The following is a 15382-nucleotide window of genomic DNA, read 5'->3' on the forward strand; positions in this document are numbered from 1 at the left end:
GATCGGGAGACGCGGTCGCCGTCTCCACGGTGGCGGGTGGAAGAGGTTCGGTGAGGAGAAGATGATGGTGTCGGACACGCAATCCGGCCGGCAGGGAAAATACTGGGCGCGCGCCCTGCGGCTGCTGTGGGAGGTCAACCCGCGGCACGTGGTGGGGGTCCTCACGCTGACGGCGGTGACCTCGGTCATCCCGGCTCTCAACGTGTACCTCACGGCGATGGCCGTGCAGGCCGTGGCGGACGCGGTGACCGATGGCGACGGGTTGCGCACGGCGCTGTGGGCCGGTGGCGCGCTGGCCGGCCTCATGGCGCTCGCGCACTTCTTCGCGGTCGGCCGCAACTACCTTGAGACGCTCCTGCAGTACCGGATGGCCAACCAGGTCAACGAGCGCATCATGGCCAAGGCCATCCGCCTCCAGTTGCGCCACTTCGAGGACCCCACGACCTACGACGGTCTCCAGCGGGCGACCCGTGAGGCCGGGTTCCGGCCGTACCAGATCTTCGCCGACCTGATCGCGGTCACCTCCAACGCCGTCTCCCTGGTGTCGGTGACCGTGGTGCTGCTGTCCTGGGACGTGCGGGTCGCGCTGGTGGTGCTGCTCGCCCCGGTGCCGACCATGGTGGCCAACCTGTTCTTCGGCAGGCTCGGCTGGAAGATCGAGCACGACCGTTCCGCGGACCGGCGCCGTACGACGTACCTGCAGTACCTCGTGACGACCGACCGAACATTCAAGGAGACCCGCCTGTTCGACCTCGGCCCGCTCTTCCTGGAGCGGTTCCGGGCGATGGTGGGCCGGTTCTACGCGGTGGACCGCCAACTGGAGGGCCGGCAGGCCGTGGCGTCGGCGCTGCTCGGCCTGCTGAGCGTGGCCGCGGCCGGCGGGGCGGTGCTGTTCGCGGTGTCCACCACGGTCGGCACCGGCCAGGTGGGTCAGTTCGCGGGGTACATCGCGGCGATCACGTTGGTGCAGGGCGCGCTGGGATCGCTGTTCGGCGGCATCGCCCAGCTGTACGAGCACAACCTGTTCCTGGGCAACCTGTTCTCCTTCCTGGACATCCCGGAGGACGCGCTCCCCAGCGGCAGCAGGCCGTTCCCCGCCACCCTGACCAAGGGCGTGCAGTTCAGGAACGTCACCTTCGCCTACCCCGGTACCGACACCCCCGTGCTGTCGAACCTGAACCTGTTCCTGCCCGCCGGCCAGTGCGTGGCCCTGGTCGGCCAGAACGGCGCCGGCAAGACCACCCTGGTCAAGCTCCTGGCCAGGTTCTACGCGCCGACCGGCGGCGAGATACTGATCGACGGCCACCCGATCGAGGAGTACGACCTGGAGGAGCTGCGCCGCAACGTCGGCGTGATCTTCCAGGACTTCGTGCAGTACGAGGCGTCGGCCAGGGAGAACATCGGCTTCGGCAGTGTGGCGGCGCTGGACGACAACGAGGCCGTCCGGCGGGCCGCCGGCCAGGCGGGCGCCCTGCCGTTCATCGACGAGCTGCCCAAGGGGCTCGACACCCAGCTGGGACGGTGGTTCGAGGGCGGCAGGCAGCTGTCGGGAGGGGAGTGGCAGAAGGTCGCGCTGGCCCGCGCCTTCCTGCGGAACGCGCCGATCGTGGTCCTCGACGAGCCGACCGCCGCGATCGACGCCGAGGCGGAGGCGGAGATCTTCGGCCAGATGACCCGCCTGACCGACCGGTCGACCACGCTCATGATCGCCCATCGGTTCTCCACGGTGCGGGTGGCCGACCACATCGTGGTCATCGACCATGGCAAGGTGCTCGAAGAGGGCACCCACGCGGAGTTGATGGACCGGGAGGGCGTCTACGCCAAGCTGTTCAGACTCCAGGCGGCCGGCTACCTCGACCAGCCCGTCGAGGCCAGGGCCTGAGTACGCGTACCGCTCGGCCGGGGACGCCTGGCCGAGCGCTACGCGGGGGTCACCGGCGTGGCCAGGTGACCGCGGCGAACACCACGGAGCAGACCAGGAAGCCCGCCGACACCACGGCCAGCCCGCCCCAGAAGGAGCTCGTCGTCGCGCCGAGGTCGAGGCCCAGGCCGACCGTGGTGAGCAGGCCGGCGATCACGCCCAGGACCAGGCCGGGAACGTAGTGCCTGGGCCGGTACGCGAGGGCGCCGACCATCGGCAGGATCAGGGGGACCAGGGCGATCCCCCAGCCGGCCCGAGGCTCGCCGAACAAGGCGATCCGCACTGCGGACACGGCCGCCGCGATGCCGATCGCGAACACGGTCCAGATCACGAGCTTGACGGGACCGTATTGGCGGTCGGACTCCCCGGCGGTGTAGGCGCCCAGGCCGAACATCCAATAGGAGAACAGGTCGGCGACCATCTCACCGACACCGGTCTTCCAATCTTGGGGGTTCTCGCCATCCTTCTCGCCATCTTTCTCACCGTCGGTGCCGAGGGGCATTCTGCTTCCTTCGTCATGGGCCGTCGCATCAATTCGAGGGCTATAATAGTGCTTCTCCCCGGTGGCACGCGGGCGTTGTGTCCACCGGCCTCCCGTTGAGCGTGGAAACGTCCGTTAAATGCCCGCTAGAATCCTCAGAAACCCATCCTCGTCCGTCCCGGCCGCCAAAAGCGCCACTCGAAGTGCGCAGTTCCGGGCCAGGGGATGTGCCGCTGCCATTGCGCTGTCCCGCCAGCGGGACGTGATCATGGATGGAGTAACCTTGAAGGCTATTAGCCGGCTTCGCGCCGGTTGATCACAGCACTGCACGCGCATCGGTCAAGACCGAAGCGGCCGGGCCGGCCGTGCGTTCCATCCGCGCCCCGATGCTCCGCCTGGCCCGGGAGAACCCGGGTGGGGGTACCGGCGCGTGCACGGCGAACTACTCGTGCTCGGGGTGAAGGTGGCCGCCTCAACTAATTGTTCTTGTCCCGGCACCGGGATAAGAACAAGAAGGTCGTCGGCCGTAGGCGGGGTATCGTCACCGACGCGCTCGGCATCATCCTCGCCGTGATGGTCACTGCCGCAAGCCTGTCCGACAACGTCATCGGAATACGACTGCTCGACCGGGCCTAAAACAGCTACCCGACGATATCCAAAGCCTGGGCCGGCACCGGCTTCGAAAACACCGCGACCGAACACGGCGCCAAGCTTGGCATCGGCGTCGAAGTCGTCTCCGGAAACATCCAGACTCGAGGTGTTCACGTCGGCAAACGCCGCTGGGTCGTCGAGCGAAGTCCGGGCCGGCTCATGTCATACCGCCGCCTGGCCCGCGACTGTGAAACCCTCCCCGCCGGTTCCCAAGCCATGATCCACACTGTCCCGATCAACAGCCGCGCCAACCGCATAGCGGACGGGGCCGCCCCAACCTGGCAAGGCGCCTATCTGACATCTTCTCGCCGACTTTCACGTGATCTTGCCAGGAAGACGCCGAAGGCCTTGCCGGGCCGGGCGAGATCGGGCCTGTCCCGGAACCGTGCGATCGCGAACAGAGCCTGAACCCGGCAGGTCGGCGCCCTGGAGCCCGTCCTGGTGCCGCGACTCCGGCATTCGGTGCGCAGTGGGCCGACGACGAACTGATCAGTTCACGGGAGACGTCGAGCATGGCTCGACAGGCGATCACGTGGGGCCTTCTGGTAGTGGAAAGATCTTATGGTGAGACCTCTTCCACCGGAGGCTGCACGCCTGTTTCGGGGCGTAGCGATCTGTCTGCGTGTCCACTCGAACGGCATGCCTGAGCTACGGAAAACCCTTCTATCCGAATCGGATTCTACTGAGAAAACGTCGCTAGAACATAAGGTGCAATCTGCTCAAATCAAACGCCCTGCAAGCTGAATCGCGAGCATCCGTGCCAGGAGTTCCGGACACAGGCGGATCGCGCTCCACGGCCCGTGGCGGCTGGAACTTCGTCATGTTACCTGATCACGAAAAATATCGGCAATCACTACAAATCTTATAAAATGATGTTAGTCTCCCGAATGTCTGTATCACACCTATGTAGGGGGTTAGGGAGTTATGGCGCATTCATTATGGTATATGGCGGTTCTCGCCAGGAGTCCTGGGAACTTTCACGCGCCCCTCCAGGCCTGGCCGGGCCTTTCGGAAAAGCGTGAGCGAACCGGCCGCCCATGACCGGGGAGGGAGGACCGCGGACTCGTCCTGGGCCAAGGGGCGGTCGCCGAGGAGTTCTCCGAACCGAGGGGGGAGCCGGTCGACGTTGCGGTGGAGCGGCTGATTGAGACGACACCGGCGGTAGAGCATGGCTTCTTCCCTCCTTCCCGTGGGTCCTTGGCGGTAGCCGGATGCGCATCGACCACTCGGTGCGATCCGTACAGAGCCCATGGGTCTTCATGGCCGACTTCGCTGGACAGGTCGGCACCTTCGCGAGACGGGGATCTTCGTCTTCTCCGTGGTTCGCCGGAACATCTCTGTCGCCCCCAATCGAGTGTGGACGGCCAGCGTGATATGGGAATCGCCAGCGGATTTGCTCCAGAGAGCGAGAATCCGAGGGCGCGATCGATTACGAGCGCCTAATCGGCACCATTGCGACCATCCTCTCAGGGTGGGCTCGCGCACCGACGCGCGGCTCGGTCAGGTGGTCATCGCCCTTGGCCCGGCGTGGGTCCTGATCCTTGGCTGCCTGGTCCACAGGCAGCTTCCGGATACGGTGTGGTATCCCTGGCGTGGCGGGATCATCTTGAGCGGGTCCGGCTCGCCGCAGTCGCCCGTGGCAGACAACCGCGACTCTCGGCAGCGCGGCAGTGGTGGGTCCTCGTCCGCTTTCAGACGTCGCCCACGACCGCGGCCGGCGGCGGCCAGGTCGGCGCAGTCCTCACCGTGTTCCTGTTGCCGGTCGCGGTCACCCATGAGCAGGGATCCTCCCGCATGCCACGCGCTCCTCATGGGACACGGCAACTTCGCTCGCCGTGATCAGCAATCCGATCCTCTGATCTAAATCCTGTGCAAGATACGGCCGATACTTCGGAACGGGGAGACGCGTGGAGATCATGATTAGCGCGCCGGAACCAGGGTGGGTAAACGCGTTGGGGTTCCTGGACCGGCTGACGCCGCGGGAACTGGAGGTGTTCCTCCTGCTGGCCGACGGCGGGTCGAACCAGGAGATCGCGGACAGGCTCATCGTGAGCGAACGGACGGTACGCGCCCACCTGGCGCAGATCATGTCAAAGCTCCAGTTCGCCAACCGCCTGCAGGCGTGCATGGCGTCCTACACACACCGCCTAAGCCGCCCGGGTGGCGAGCCGACGAAGCACGAATATCGTCACCAATGAGAATTGCCGGTCCGCCGGCCTGGCGAAATGACTGCCATGTCGTTGAATTCCGGTAGCCGAGAGGGGGAATTCATGAAGGTTTACCAGGCTCCCGCACTCGTCGCGCGCGGCTCCTTCGCGGCCGATACCGCCGGCTCCGGCTGCCGGGTAGGTGACCGGATCGTGGGCCGTCTCATTGCGGAGGCGGCGGCGTGATCAGTGTTCTGGTCGCCGACGACCAGAAGAGCATCGGGCGCGGTTTCGCCGCGGCGCTGAACGCCCAGCCGGACATCAACGTCGTGGGCACCGCCGCGGACGGGGCCGAGGCGGTGCGGCCGGCCAGGGAGTCCCGGCCCGACGTGGCGTTGGGCGAAGTATCGTCTGGCCATGGCCGATGATCCGCTGGAGTCGCTGCGCCGGCTCTGCCTCGCGCTCCCCGAGACCACCGAACGACTCAGCCACGGCGAGCCGACCTGGTTCGTCCGCGGCAGGAAGACGTTCGTGATGTACGCCGACCACCATCACGACGACCGGCTCGCCTTCTGGTGCGCCGCCTCGCCCGGCGTCCAGGAGGCCCTGGTCGCCGAGGCTCCCGAGCGCTTCTTCCGTCCGCCGTACGTAGGCCACCGCGGCTGGCTCGGTGTCCGTCTCGACGTTCCCCAGGACTGGACCGAGATCGCCGAGATCGTCGGGGACGCCTACCGGACCGTCGCGCCCAAGAGCCTGGTCGCCCGCCTGGAGTGAGTGGGGCCTACCCGAAGGCGGCGGTACGGAACGACGCGGGTGTGACCGCTGCTTCGCAGGGGGGCGAGGGCGCGCCTCGACCTGTCGGAACCTGTGAACGCCGAGACCCGCGACGCGTCGGCCAGGGCCACCGTCGCCGACGGTTGACGTCACCGGTCCGCGGCGTCCACGGCCTGCCGGCGCAGCAGGCCTCCCGGCCGGCAGCGGCATCGTCGCCACATCGTACGCACGTGGCGGGCGAGGATCGCCCGGCGGCGAACGGACCGGTGTCGGGCAGTGTGCGCGTTACGGGCAACCGAAGGTGGGTCGGATTGAGTGTCATGGACAGGGTGTTGATCTCGGGCATCTCCGGATCGGGAAAGACGACGCTGGCCGTGGCGTTGTCGACCGCGCTGAAGTTACCCCGGTTCGAGCTCGACGCTCTTCATCATGGGCCGGGCTGGGGGAAGCGGCCGGAGTTCGTGTCCGACGTGGAGGCGTTCTCGGCCGGGCCGCGCTGGGTGACCGAGGACCAGTATCACGGCGCCCTGGGGGATCTGCTGTGGCGGCGCGCGGACACGGTGATCTGGCTGGATCTCCCCCGTTCGGCCATCATGCTGCGGGTCGTGCGGCGCTCGATCGTCCGAGCGGTCACGCGACGCGAGCTGTGGAACGGCAACCGGGAGAGCTTCCGCGACTGGCTGGACGCCGGGCATCCCATCCGCTGGGCCTGGTCGCAGTACGAACGCAGGAGAGACGAGACCGCCGACCGCATCAACCGGCATCCTGATCTCACGGTCGTCCATCTGCGCACGAGTGGCGAGGTCCGCCGCTGGCGAGCCGGGATAACGGTCGACTCCCAGGTCTGAAGCCGGTCGAGACCGGCCCCATGACGCCCGTGCCCTCGGCGACATCTGCCGCGAAGTGTCGCTGCCGGCCATCCCGAGCCCGTGACCTCGCAACGCGGCCATCGTGTCGGGGACTCGGCCCACCTCATGGTCATCACGCCCGGGACCGTGGCCTGTAGGGACGGGCTGCGCAGGGAGATCGACGGCGGCAGGCTCTCCAACGAGACCCGCCGAGGCGGTCGTCGCGGATGACCTTCGGCTTCGACCGGGTCCGGCAGGGCTCGTAGCGGTGTTGCGGTCAGAGCCTGGCGGAGTGCTTGTCACGTTCGAGTGGCTGCTGGGCGGGTCATGTCGCCGTAGAGGCGGAAAAGGCGGATGTTCTCGCCGTCCGGGCCGGCGCTCTCGTCCAGGAGCGACCAGCACTGTGCGACCAGTGCGCGGGCCTGGGTACCAGGCCAGGGCTGCGGGAGCAGTTGGGGCGGCAGGAGGGGGTCGGCTTCCATGACGCGAGTGAATTCGGCCGCCAGTTCTACCGCGATCGTCAGCCGCTGTGGCTCGGAGAGGCCGGCGTGATCGTGGAGGCGCTCGCGCCGGAGTCGGGCGACGGCGGTGAGCCGGTGATACCGCTCGGCGATCTCGGCCAACGGCCACAGGGCACGGGCGAGTGCGGCGGGATCGTCTTGGTCGCCCTGGCGCAGGTCCCGGGTGGTCGCGAAGGTGAGGTGGTCTAGGACGTTCAGGTGGCGGGCGTGGTCCTCGACGTAGGGTTCCCACGGGTTGGCGCTGAGATACAGGCCCCCTTGGATCGATGCTCCGCCCAGGCGGGTGAGCGCGACGCGCAGGGCGTCGCGTGCGGTGCGCGCGGTCTCGGGGACGGCGAAGGCGACCAGGTGCCAGGTGCCGTCCCAGGGGGCGATGCCGGCGTCTTGGCGGAAGGCGTGGGCGACGAATTCGACATCGAGGCCCATGGTCTGTTCGGTGGTGCCGGTGGCCCGCAGTTGTGCTTTGCGTCCTCTGCCCTCGTGGGTGAAGCGTCCCTCGGCGACCAGCCGTTTGATGCACAGGCGCACCTGCTGGTCGGTCATGCCCAGCAGGTTGGCGGTGGCGTAGAGCTCGCCGGTGTCGACGGTGAGGTCGGCGCGGACGAGCGCTTCGACGAGCATCCGGGTGGGGACCTGGACGTCCGGTCCCGGCATGCGGGGTGCGGCGGTCATGCTGCAGCCTTCCAGGAGTGGCCGGGCGACGCCGAGGCGCTGGCGGATGCGGGCGGACGATGAGGTGCCCAGCGTGCACGAGTTTACCGACGTCACAGACCTCGTTGCCTGACGTAGGTGAACTATCGAATCTGATGACGCCACGAGTGGTTCATGGACCGATGACGGTGGTCACCGCGTCCAGCAGGATGCGGTGGCGAACGTCGCTCAGGGCGTCGGCGGGCATGGTGCGTGGCAGGAAGGCCAGGGCGAGCCGGCGGCGAGAGTCGCCGAGGCCTAGGGCGCCGCCGATGCCGGGGTGACCGAAGGCCGTGGGGGAGCCGAGTCGCCAGGCGCGGCTGGGCAGGGCGAATCCGCACCCGAACGCCGACGGGAGGCCGAGTACCCGGTCCCGCCCGACGGCGCGAGGCCGTACGGCGGCGCTCTGGGTGCGGTCGCTGATGAGTGGGGCCTCGGCCCCGGGCAGGAGCATGGCATAGAGCCGGGCCAGGGACCGGGCGGTGGTGACGGCATTGGCGGCGGGGAGCTGTCCGGCGAGGGTCTCCGGGCGTCGTACCCAGAGGTCGGGAGGGTCGGTGATGGCCCCCTGCACGGTCATCGCCTGCCACAGCGGCGTTCCGGGGCGCGCGAAGACGGCGGTGGTCAGCCTGACCAGGAGCGGGACCCGGGTGGCGGCGTGTACCGGGGAAGGCGGGGGGCCGAGGTGGGTGCCGATGCTGATCGCCAGGTCCCGGGGGCGGCACACCAGTTCGGTGAGCACCTCGCCGAGCCGGTCGCCGGTGATGCGGCGGACGAGTTCGTCGGCGAGCGTGCCCCAGGTGACCGCGTGGTATCCGGGCCGGCCCGGGGGCCAGCGCGCCCGCTCATCGGCCAGGGCGTCCGCGAGCGGGCGCCCCTCCAGCACGTCGGTGAGGGTGGCCCGGCGCGAGGGGGCGATGAGCCCGGCCTGATGGCTGAGTAGTTGCGCCACAGTGATCTCGGACTTGCCGTGGCGGCCGAACTCGGGCCAGTACCTGGTCACGGGCGCGTCGAAGTCGAGATCGCCGCGGTCGGCGAGCACTGCCAGGCACGCGGCGGCGATGCCCTTCGAGGCGGAGAAGACCACTTGGCGGGTGTCCGGACTGTAGGGTCCTTCGCCGTCGGTCCCGCTGTAGAGGTCCACGACGGTCCTGTCGCGGTGAATGACATGTAACCCGGCGCCACGCTCGTCCGGCCTGCTCATGATCGCGGCGAACACGTCACGAACCGGTTCCCAGCCGGGCGCGACGTCGCCGCGGAGTACGCGATCGTCGGGCGTGCTCATGCCGGTCATGGGGTCGTGGCGGCAGCGACGGGTGCGTGATCCACCTTGACCACCTCGCCGCGATGGGGCCGGGGCGGATCGCACTGGGCGGCCAGCGCGTCGAAGTATCGCTCGGGGTCGAGTACGGCGTCGGGGGGATGGACGCCATGGGTGCGCACCGACCCGTCGAGGATCTGGCCTGCTGCCAGGGCCAGGGGGATGCCGGTCGCCCTGGCCATCCCACGGGGGGAGGCGATCATCCGGGCGCCGACCGTGTGCGGCCGGCCGTCCCGGCTCCCGGTGGCGAGTGCGAAGAAGGCGGGCAGCGCGCCTGGGCCACGCAGCCAGGGCCGGCGGAGGGCGGACCGGGCGAAATGGCCTGCGGTCGGGGTGTCGATCGCGGCGGCGGCCTGCTCCAGAGAAAGCTTCCCGCGGTCGATGTCGTCGCGCAGGGTCATCAGGTACGCCGCGGTCGTCGGTCGGACGACCATGACGCAGGCCGAGCTGCGAGTGATCGAGCGGGTCCCCGGCAAGGTCACCGGCTCGGGATGACCGACCGTGTACACGGTGCCCGTGCCCAGCCCCGGGTAGTCCAGCGTGACCGGTTCGAGCGGGGGCCGCTCGGCGGGTTTGCCGCCGTCCCAGGTCTGGATCGTTCCGGACAACTGTTGCATCCAGTGCACGGTGGCGGCCGAGGCGCCGGCGATCGCGTCCTCGTCAGGGGCGTCGCCGACGAACGGCACGTCCACCGGCCAGGCCGTGAAGACGTCGTCAACGATGTCCAGCTCACGTGTCGCGAGCGCGGCCAGCATGTTGCTCGTGCCCGGGCTCGCCCCGGCTCCGATCACGGCGATCACGCCCGAGCTCCGCGCCTGGGCGTCCAGCGCGAGCATGTCCAGTGTCGGTTCCCAGTCATCGCAGATGTCGACGTACTGGGTGCGTGTATCGATCGCCGCCTTCAGTACGGGCACGCCGAGCCGGAAGAAGGGCCCCGTTGTGTTGACGACGATGTCGGCGTCTCGGAAGAGTTCGCGCAGCCGTACCGGATCCGTCGCATCCGCCGCCTGCGGGACCAGGGTGGCGGACGCGGTGCCCGCCAGCTGGGCGGCGAGTCGTTCGGCGGCGGCCAGATCGCGGTCCGCGATCACCAGTTCCGCGATGTCCTCGCGACCGGCGAGCGTCTCGACCGCGGGCCTGCCCATCGCTCCCGCCCCACCCAACGCGACCACTCGATGTTCATTCATGTAACGAACGTATCTAAAACGAACGTTTCTAGCAAAACGGTTTTGAGTGTGGCTCGGCATGTCCCTCGGGATGCGGGCGCCACCGATCACCCGGCCTGGGGGAGCAGGACGTGCATGGCCCGGGTCGGAGGGATGTCGCTGGAGGCGGAAGTCTGCCGGCCCCTTCGGCGTCAGGCTGATCGGTCACGATGCGAGCTCCTGGCTAGCCGTCGAAGATCATCCCCTTGCGGAGGTCGGTGAACACGAACGTCAGTCTGTCGAGCAGGTAGTTCTGTGAGGCCGTCCACGGATCGCGCTCGCCCTGCTGTGGAAACAGGTGAGCGGAGCGTTTCACGTAGCTGGAGGTCAGGCCGAGCAGCGGACGCCGTGCCCGCCCGGGCGGGCACGCGGGCATCACGGTCGTATGACCGTGCCGCCTCATGTGATCGAGCAGTCGGACGACGTAGCGCGAGGACATGTCGGCCCGTAGCGTCCACGACGCGTTGGTGTAGCCGACGCAGAAGGCCAGGTTGGGCACGCCGCTGAGCATCAGCCCGCGGTAGGCGGTGGTATCCGCCACGTTGATCATTTGCTCGTCCACCGACAGGCCGATCCCGCCGAGCGGTATCAGCGACAACCCCGTCGCGGAGACGATCACATCGGCCTCCAGAATTTCCCCGGAGTCCAGCACGATCCCGCTCTCCACGAAGCGAGTGATCCGATCGGTGGCCACTGACGCCTTCCCGGTGGCCACGGCCCGGAAGAAGTCACCGTCGGGCACGACGCACAGCCGCTGGTCCCACGGCTGATATCGGGGAGTGAAGTGCCTGTCCAGGTATGCCGGATCCGGCAGGTACCGGAGCGCGGACTTGCGTAGCCGCTGCTTGGTCTGTTCGGGAAAGCGCCTGCTCAGCCAGTAGGTCAGCTGGCTGCTCAGCACGTTCTTCTCGCGGATGAGCGCGTGCGCGATTCGTGCGGGAAGGTAGCGGCGCAGCGCGTCGGCCGTCCGGTCGACGTCGGGCAGCGCGGCCAGATAGGTCGGCGACCGCTGCAGCATCGTGACGTGCGCCGCCGTCGTGGCCAGCGCGGGGACGAGGGTGGCTGCGGTGGCTCCGCTGCCGATCACCACCACCCGCTTGCCCGTGGTGTCGAGATCCTCGGGCCAGAACTGCGGGTGCACGAACCGGCCGCCAAACTGCTCCACTCCCGCGAACTCGGGCTGATGGCCGCGCTCGTAGTCGTAGTAGCCGGCACAGATGTAGAGGAACGAACACGTCCACACCCGAGAGTCTTGACCCTCCCGGGTCTCCACCACCCATCGGGATTGCTTCCGGGACCATGAGGCCGCGACGGCCTTGGTTCCGTAGTGGATGTGCCGGTCGATGCCATGCTCGCGTGCGGTGTCTTCGATGTAGCGGCGGATGCTGTCGCCGTCGGCCAACGACTTCTTCCCCCGCCACGGCTGGAACGCGTAGCTGAGGGTGAACATGTCCGAGTCCGAACGGACACCTGGATAGCGAAACAGATCCCAGGTGCCACCGAGGTGATCCCGGCCCTCCAGAACCGCGTAGGTCCAGTCACGCCGCTGCTGCAGGCGCCACGCGGCGCCGATGCCGGACAGACCCGCCCCGATGATCAGCACATCGACGTGTCGGGGCGAACCTCCCCCAGAATCGATCTTTTTAGAAACGGTCGTCATAAAAACGACCGTATCATAATCGAAAGATATGGCGGGGGATTGCGACCGGGGTGACCTCAATGCACGCCTCAACCAGGGCCTGTGCTGAGTTCGGATCTTTAGGCGGGTTGGAGGCTTCGGGTCCACAAGACGGTGCCTCGCAGCTGGAGTCCGGCCAGATTGGATCCCGCTTGCGCCGGATCGCCCCCCGAAGTCCCCCGCCCGGCGGATGCCTCGCGTCTGCCCGTGTCCCTAGCCTGATCACGAAGCCAGGAGGGGACACATGAGACATGGTTGGCAGGACGCGGCGGCGAAGTCGGCGGAGGAGCGGCGCTGGGCGGACCTGTGGGATCTGGTCCAGCAGCAGGTCCCCCTCGTCGAGGCGGATCGCGTCCTGCCGCTGTTCGACGAGCGGTGGCGGCCGGACGGCCCGGCACGTCCTCTGTTCGACCTGCTCGCCGCGACCCCGGCCGGAACCGTGGAGGAGGCGTGCGCCACCCTGACCGCCGACCCCTTGCTCGAAATCTCCGTCGACGGCTGGATCACCACCGGCTCGCTGTCCCCGGACGGCCGATGGCTGGCGGTCTGCACAAGCGGCCGGCCCTCCATTCGCCGCCACGAACTCCAGGTGTTCGACCTCGACGACGGACGCCAGGTCGCCTGCCGGGCGGGCGACGCCGACTCCGGGGTGATGCTGAACAAGGGCACGTCCATCTTCAGCATGGACTGGATCCCACCGAACCCCTTCCTCGGTCTCGTGCGCAACGCCGCGGAGAGGACGATGCTGCAGCCCGAGGAGTTCTCCCTGATCGCGGCGCTGACCTGGCTGGACCACGACCGTTTCGCGGTGCTGGCCCGGCACTACCCCCACCTCGGCCGCGATCTGGAGCCCGCCGACTGCCACCTGACCTACTACACCGGCGACGGCGGGCGCATCGAAAAGGTCACCATGGAGGAGGACCTGGTCTGGGGCGAGCAGAGGCTGGACATCCTGCCGTCGCACATGGCCGCCGACCTGTCCTCCGGCCGGCTCGCCGTGGACGGCCGTACGCTGCGCATCATCGAGCCGCCCTGCCACGTCCTGGCCCGCTCACCGGAACAGGAGCACTATCGCGAACTGTGTTTCCTCTCCCCGGACCGCCTGGCCGCGGCGGGCAACGAGTGCCTGGAGATCTGGCAGGCGACCGGCGCGACCCTGGAACGGGTACGAAGCATCGGCCTGCGCCCGCGCCGTAGAGGACACTGCCCGATCCTGATCCCGCAGCGCCACGAGATCATGATCCTGGACGGAACCCCTGACTCCAATAGGGGCGGCGAGGTCCGCTACCTCGACACCGAGACCCTGTCCGACGTCACAGGATCGCGTGAGCTGTCCGACTCGATCGGCATCGAACTGTGGCGCACCCCCGACGGCTCCCGCCACGCGCTGGCCACGGAAAGCGCGGTCTACGTGGTACGCGACCCGGCGGCCGGAGCCGTCGCCACCCTGGCCGAGCGCCCCCCGGCCACCCTCCGCTCGGCCGACCTCCCCGTGCTCGACTCCGTACGGCCCGCCACGGACCCCGTGCGCCACCTGCTGACCCTGCTGCGGACGGCGATGCGTCCTGCCTCGTAGGGCCGGTTCCCCGGCCGTTGGCCTCGGCCTTTCGTGCGCCCAGCAGCGTCGTGACCTAGCGGCGGATCCCTGGGTTCGTACGCTGCCAGTGTGAGTTCGGTCCGGGTAGCCGCCAGGAGGCCCGGTAGCAGACCGCGGTGTCAGGGGGAGCCCGGCGTCGGATCCGTGCGCCCGGGTCGCCGGGGGAGCGGGGACGCTGACCGGTGGCTCCGGTGCCCGGCTGAACGTCATTCCTTCGAGTGACGCGGACACTCCTCGCCTGCCCGCACAATTCTGCGCATGACTTCGATGAGCGTTCTACCGGAAAGAAGGATCGGCCCGGTCCATGTCCTCGACGCGGCGATCGGGATCGGGCTGGCGGTCTGGGCCGTCGGGCTGGTCTGGAGCCGTGGCGGGATGATGACGCCTTTCCTGCTGCTGGCGACCCTGCCCCTGGCCTTCCGCCGGGTGAATCCGCCCATGGCGCTGGCCGCGACATTCGTCGGCGGGGTCGGGCTGCTCTTCACCGGGATCTATCCCATGTCCAATCTCGCGGTCGCCACATCCGCCGCCGTCGCCCTCTACACGCTGCTCAGGTTGCTGACGCGGCAGCAGGCCTGGGCGGTGACCGTGCTGGCCCTGACCGGGCTGTTCGTACTGGGCGTGTTGATGAGCTGGGAAAACAGGGGTGGGCTCGCCACCGCCGTGGTCTACGGGGCCATGATCGCGTTCTGTGTCGGCGGTATCGCGCTGCTGGCCGACCTCGCCCGCGCCCGGGGCGAGGTCAAGGAGGTCCGGCAGGAGAGCATGGAGCAGATGATCGCCGCACAGTGCGAGCAGGCCGCCATGGCCGAGCGGGCCAGGATCGCGCGGGAGATGCACGACATCGTGGCGCACTCCATCTCCAGGATCGCGGTGGAGGCCGAGACCGCCCCGTACACGGTCAAGGATCTCAGCGATCCGGCACGCGAGGGCTTCGAACAGATCGCGACCACCGCCCGCGAGACGCTGGTGGAGATGCGGCGACTGCTCGGCGTGCTGCGCACCGACGGCGGGGCGGGCGGCACCTCGCCGCAACCGGGCCTGGCACGCGTACCCGAACTGCTGGAAGAGCACCGCAGGGCAGGGGGGACGGTCGATCTCGACATCATCGGCGATGCCGTCCCGCTGCCCGCGGCCGTCGACCTGTCGGCGTACCGCATCCTGCAGGAGGCGCTGACCAACGCCCGCTCCCACGCGCCGGACGCGAACGTGCGCATCGAGCTCGCCTACCTGCAGGACACGCTGGCCATCAGGGTGAGCGACGACGGCCCCGGCCCTTCCTCGAACGCGGGCGGCCACGGCCTGATCGGGATGCGGGAGCGGGTGGTCATGCTGGGTGGCTGGCTCAACACCGGTACGGCGCCCGAGGGCGGTTTCCTCATCGAGGCGGGCCTTCCGCTGACGCGGGCGGAGGCGGCGGCGTGATCAGTGTTCTGGTCGCCGACGACCAGAAGAGCGTCAGGCACGGTTTCGCCGCGGCGCTGAACGCCCAGCCGGACATCAACGTCGTGGGCACCGCCGCGGACGGGGCCGAGGCGGTGCGGCTGG

Annotated in this window: 14 protein-coding genes and 1 pseudogene; 10 read left to right on the forward strand and 5 right to left on the reverse strand. The window is 68.6% G+C overall.

All coding sequences use genetic code 11. The features are described from left to right. The first annotated feature begins 61 nt into the window (after window positions 1-61). Entirely contained in the window at window positions 62-1882 is a 1821-nt protein-coding gene (locus tag ABT130_RS10135) for an ABC transporter ATP-binding protein (protein WP_350954413.1), read from the forward strand. A gap of 49 nt (window positions 1883-1931) precedes the next feature. Here ABT130_RS10135 and ABT130_RS10140 read toward each other — a convergent pair whose 3' ends face one another. Beyond that, complete coding sequence (locus ABT130_RS10140; RefSeq protein ID WP_350912000.1) at window positions 1932-2423, reverse strand: hypothetical protein; 492 nt, start codon at window positions 2421-2423, stop codon at window positions 1932-1934. Between the two features lie 480 nt (window positions 2424-2903). Between ABT130_RS10140 and ABT130_RS10145 the strand changes: the two are divergent. The 7 genes and pseudogenes from ABT130_RS10145 to ABT130_RS10175 all read left to right on the forward strand — a co-directional run. Further along, window positions 2904-3347: pseudogene (locus ABT130_RS10145) on the forward strand (transposase); the annotation flags it as partial. A 1658-nt stretch (window positions 3348-5005) separates the two neighbouring features. Next, window positions 5006-5251, forward strand: a complete 246-nt coding sequence (locus ABT130_RS10150; RefSeq protein WP_350954415.1) for a helix-turn-helix domain-containing protein — start codon at window positions 5006-5008, stop codon at window positions 5249-5251. A gap of 72 nt (window positions 5252-5323) precedes the next feature. Further along, the gene (locus tag ABT130_RS10155) at window positions 5324-5446 is read left to right on the forward strand and encodes a keywimysin-related RiPP (RefSeq protein WP_350954417.1); all 123 of its coding nucleotides are present in this window, start codon (window positions 5324-5326) and stop codon (window positions 5444-5446) included. Next, window positions 5443-5628, forward strand: coding sequence for a response regulator transcription factor (locus tag ABT130_RS10160; protein WP_350954419.1), 186 nt, complete (start codon window positions 5443-5445; stop codon window positions 5626-5628). The genes ABT130_RS10155 and ABT130_RS10160 overlap by 4 nt, the downstream gene beginning before the upstream one ends. Then, window positions 5618-5974 carry an MmcQ/YjbR family DNA-binding protein gene (locus ABT130_RS10165; protein ID WP_350912004.1) on the forward strand — a complete coding sequence of 119 codons (357 nt, stop codon included), beginning with the start codon at window positions 5618-5620 and terminating at the stop codon, window positions 5972-5974. Before ABT130_RS10160 ends, ABT130_RS10165 begins: the two co-directional genes overlap by 11 nt. A gap of 311 nt (window positions 5975-6285) precedes the next feature. Then, entirely contained in the window at window positions 6286-6822 is a 537-nt protein-coding gene (locus tag ABT130_RS10170; protein ID WP_350954420.1) for a P-loop NTPase family protein, read from the forward strand. Window positions 6823-6903: 81 nt separating this feature from the next. Further along, window positions 6904-7053, forward strand: coding sequence for a hypothetical protein (locus ABT130_RS10175; protein ID WP_350954422.1), 150 nt, complete (start codon window positions 6904-6906; stop codon window positions 7051-7053). Window positions 7054-7121: 68 nt separating this feature from the next. On the opposite strand, the gene ABT130_RS10180 is transcribed toward ABT130_RS10175, so the two are convergent. The 4 genes from ABT130_RS10180 to ABT130_RS10195 form a co-directional block, all read right to left on the reverse strand. Beyond that, the gene (locus tag ABT130_RS10180; protein WP_350954424.1) at window positions 7122-8015 is read right to left on the reverse strand and encodes a PaaX family transcriptional regulator C-terminal domain-containing protein; all 894 of its coding nucleotides are present in this window, start codon (window positions 8013-8015) and stop codon (window positions 7122-7124) included. A gap of 151 nt (window positions 8016-8166) precedes the next feature. Further along, window positions 8167-9318 (reverse strand): serine hydrolase domain-containing protein, encoded by a 1152-nt coding sequence (locus ABT130_RS10185; RefSeq protein WP_350954426.1) that lies wholly within the window; start codon window positions 9316-9318, stop codon window positions 8167-8169. A 5-nt stretch (window positions 9319-9323) separates the two neighbouring features. Then, window positions 9324-10541, reverse strand: coding sequence for a saccharopine dehydrogenase family protein (locus ABT130_RS10190; RefSeq protein ID WP_350954428.1), 1218 nt, complete (start codon window positions 10539-10541; stop codon window positions 9324-9326). Window positions 10542-10743: 202 nt separating this feature from the next. Then, window positions 10744-12162: a flavin-containing monooxygenase gene (locus tag ABT130_RS10195; protein WP_350954430.1), complete on the reverse strand. Its 1419-nt coding sequence runs from the start codon at window positions 12160-12162 to the stop codon at window positions 10744-10746. 319 nt (window positions 12163-12481) lie between these two features. On the opposite strand from ABT130_RS10195, the gene ABT130_RS10200 reads away from it, so the two are divergent. Beyond that, window positions 12482-13813 (forward strand): hypothetical protein, encoded by a 1332-nt coding sequence (locus ABT130_RS10200; protein WP_350954431.1) that lies wholly within the window; start codon window positions 12482-12484, stop codon window positions 13811-13813. A 279-nt stretch (window positions 13814-14092) separates the two neighbouring features. Further along, window positions 14093-15259, forward strand: a complete 1167-nt coding sequence (locus ABT130_RS10205) for a sensor histidine kinase (RefSeq protein WP_350954433.1) — start codon at window positions 14093-14095, stop codon at window positions 15257-15259. Window positions 15260-15382: the final 123 nt, after the last annotated feature.

It is taken from the genome of Streptosporangium sp. NPDC001681 (genome assembly GCF_040298085.1).
Lineage (GTDB): Bacteria > Actinomycetota > Actinomycetes > Streptosporangiales > Streptosporangiaceae > Streptosporangium.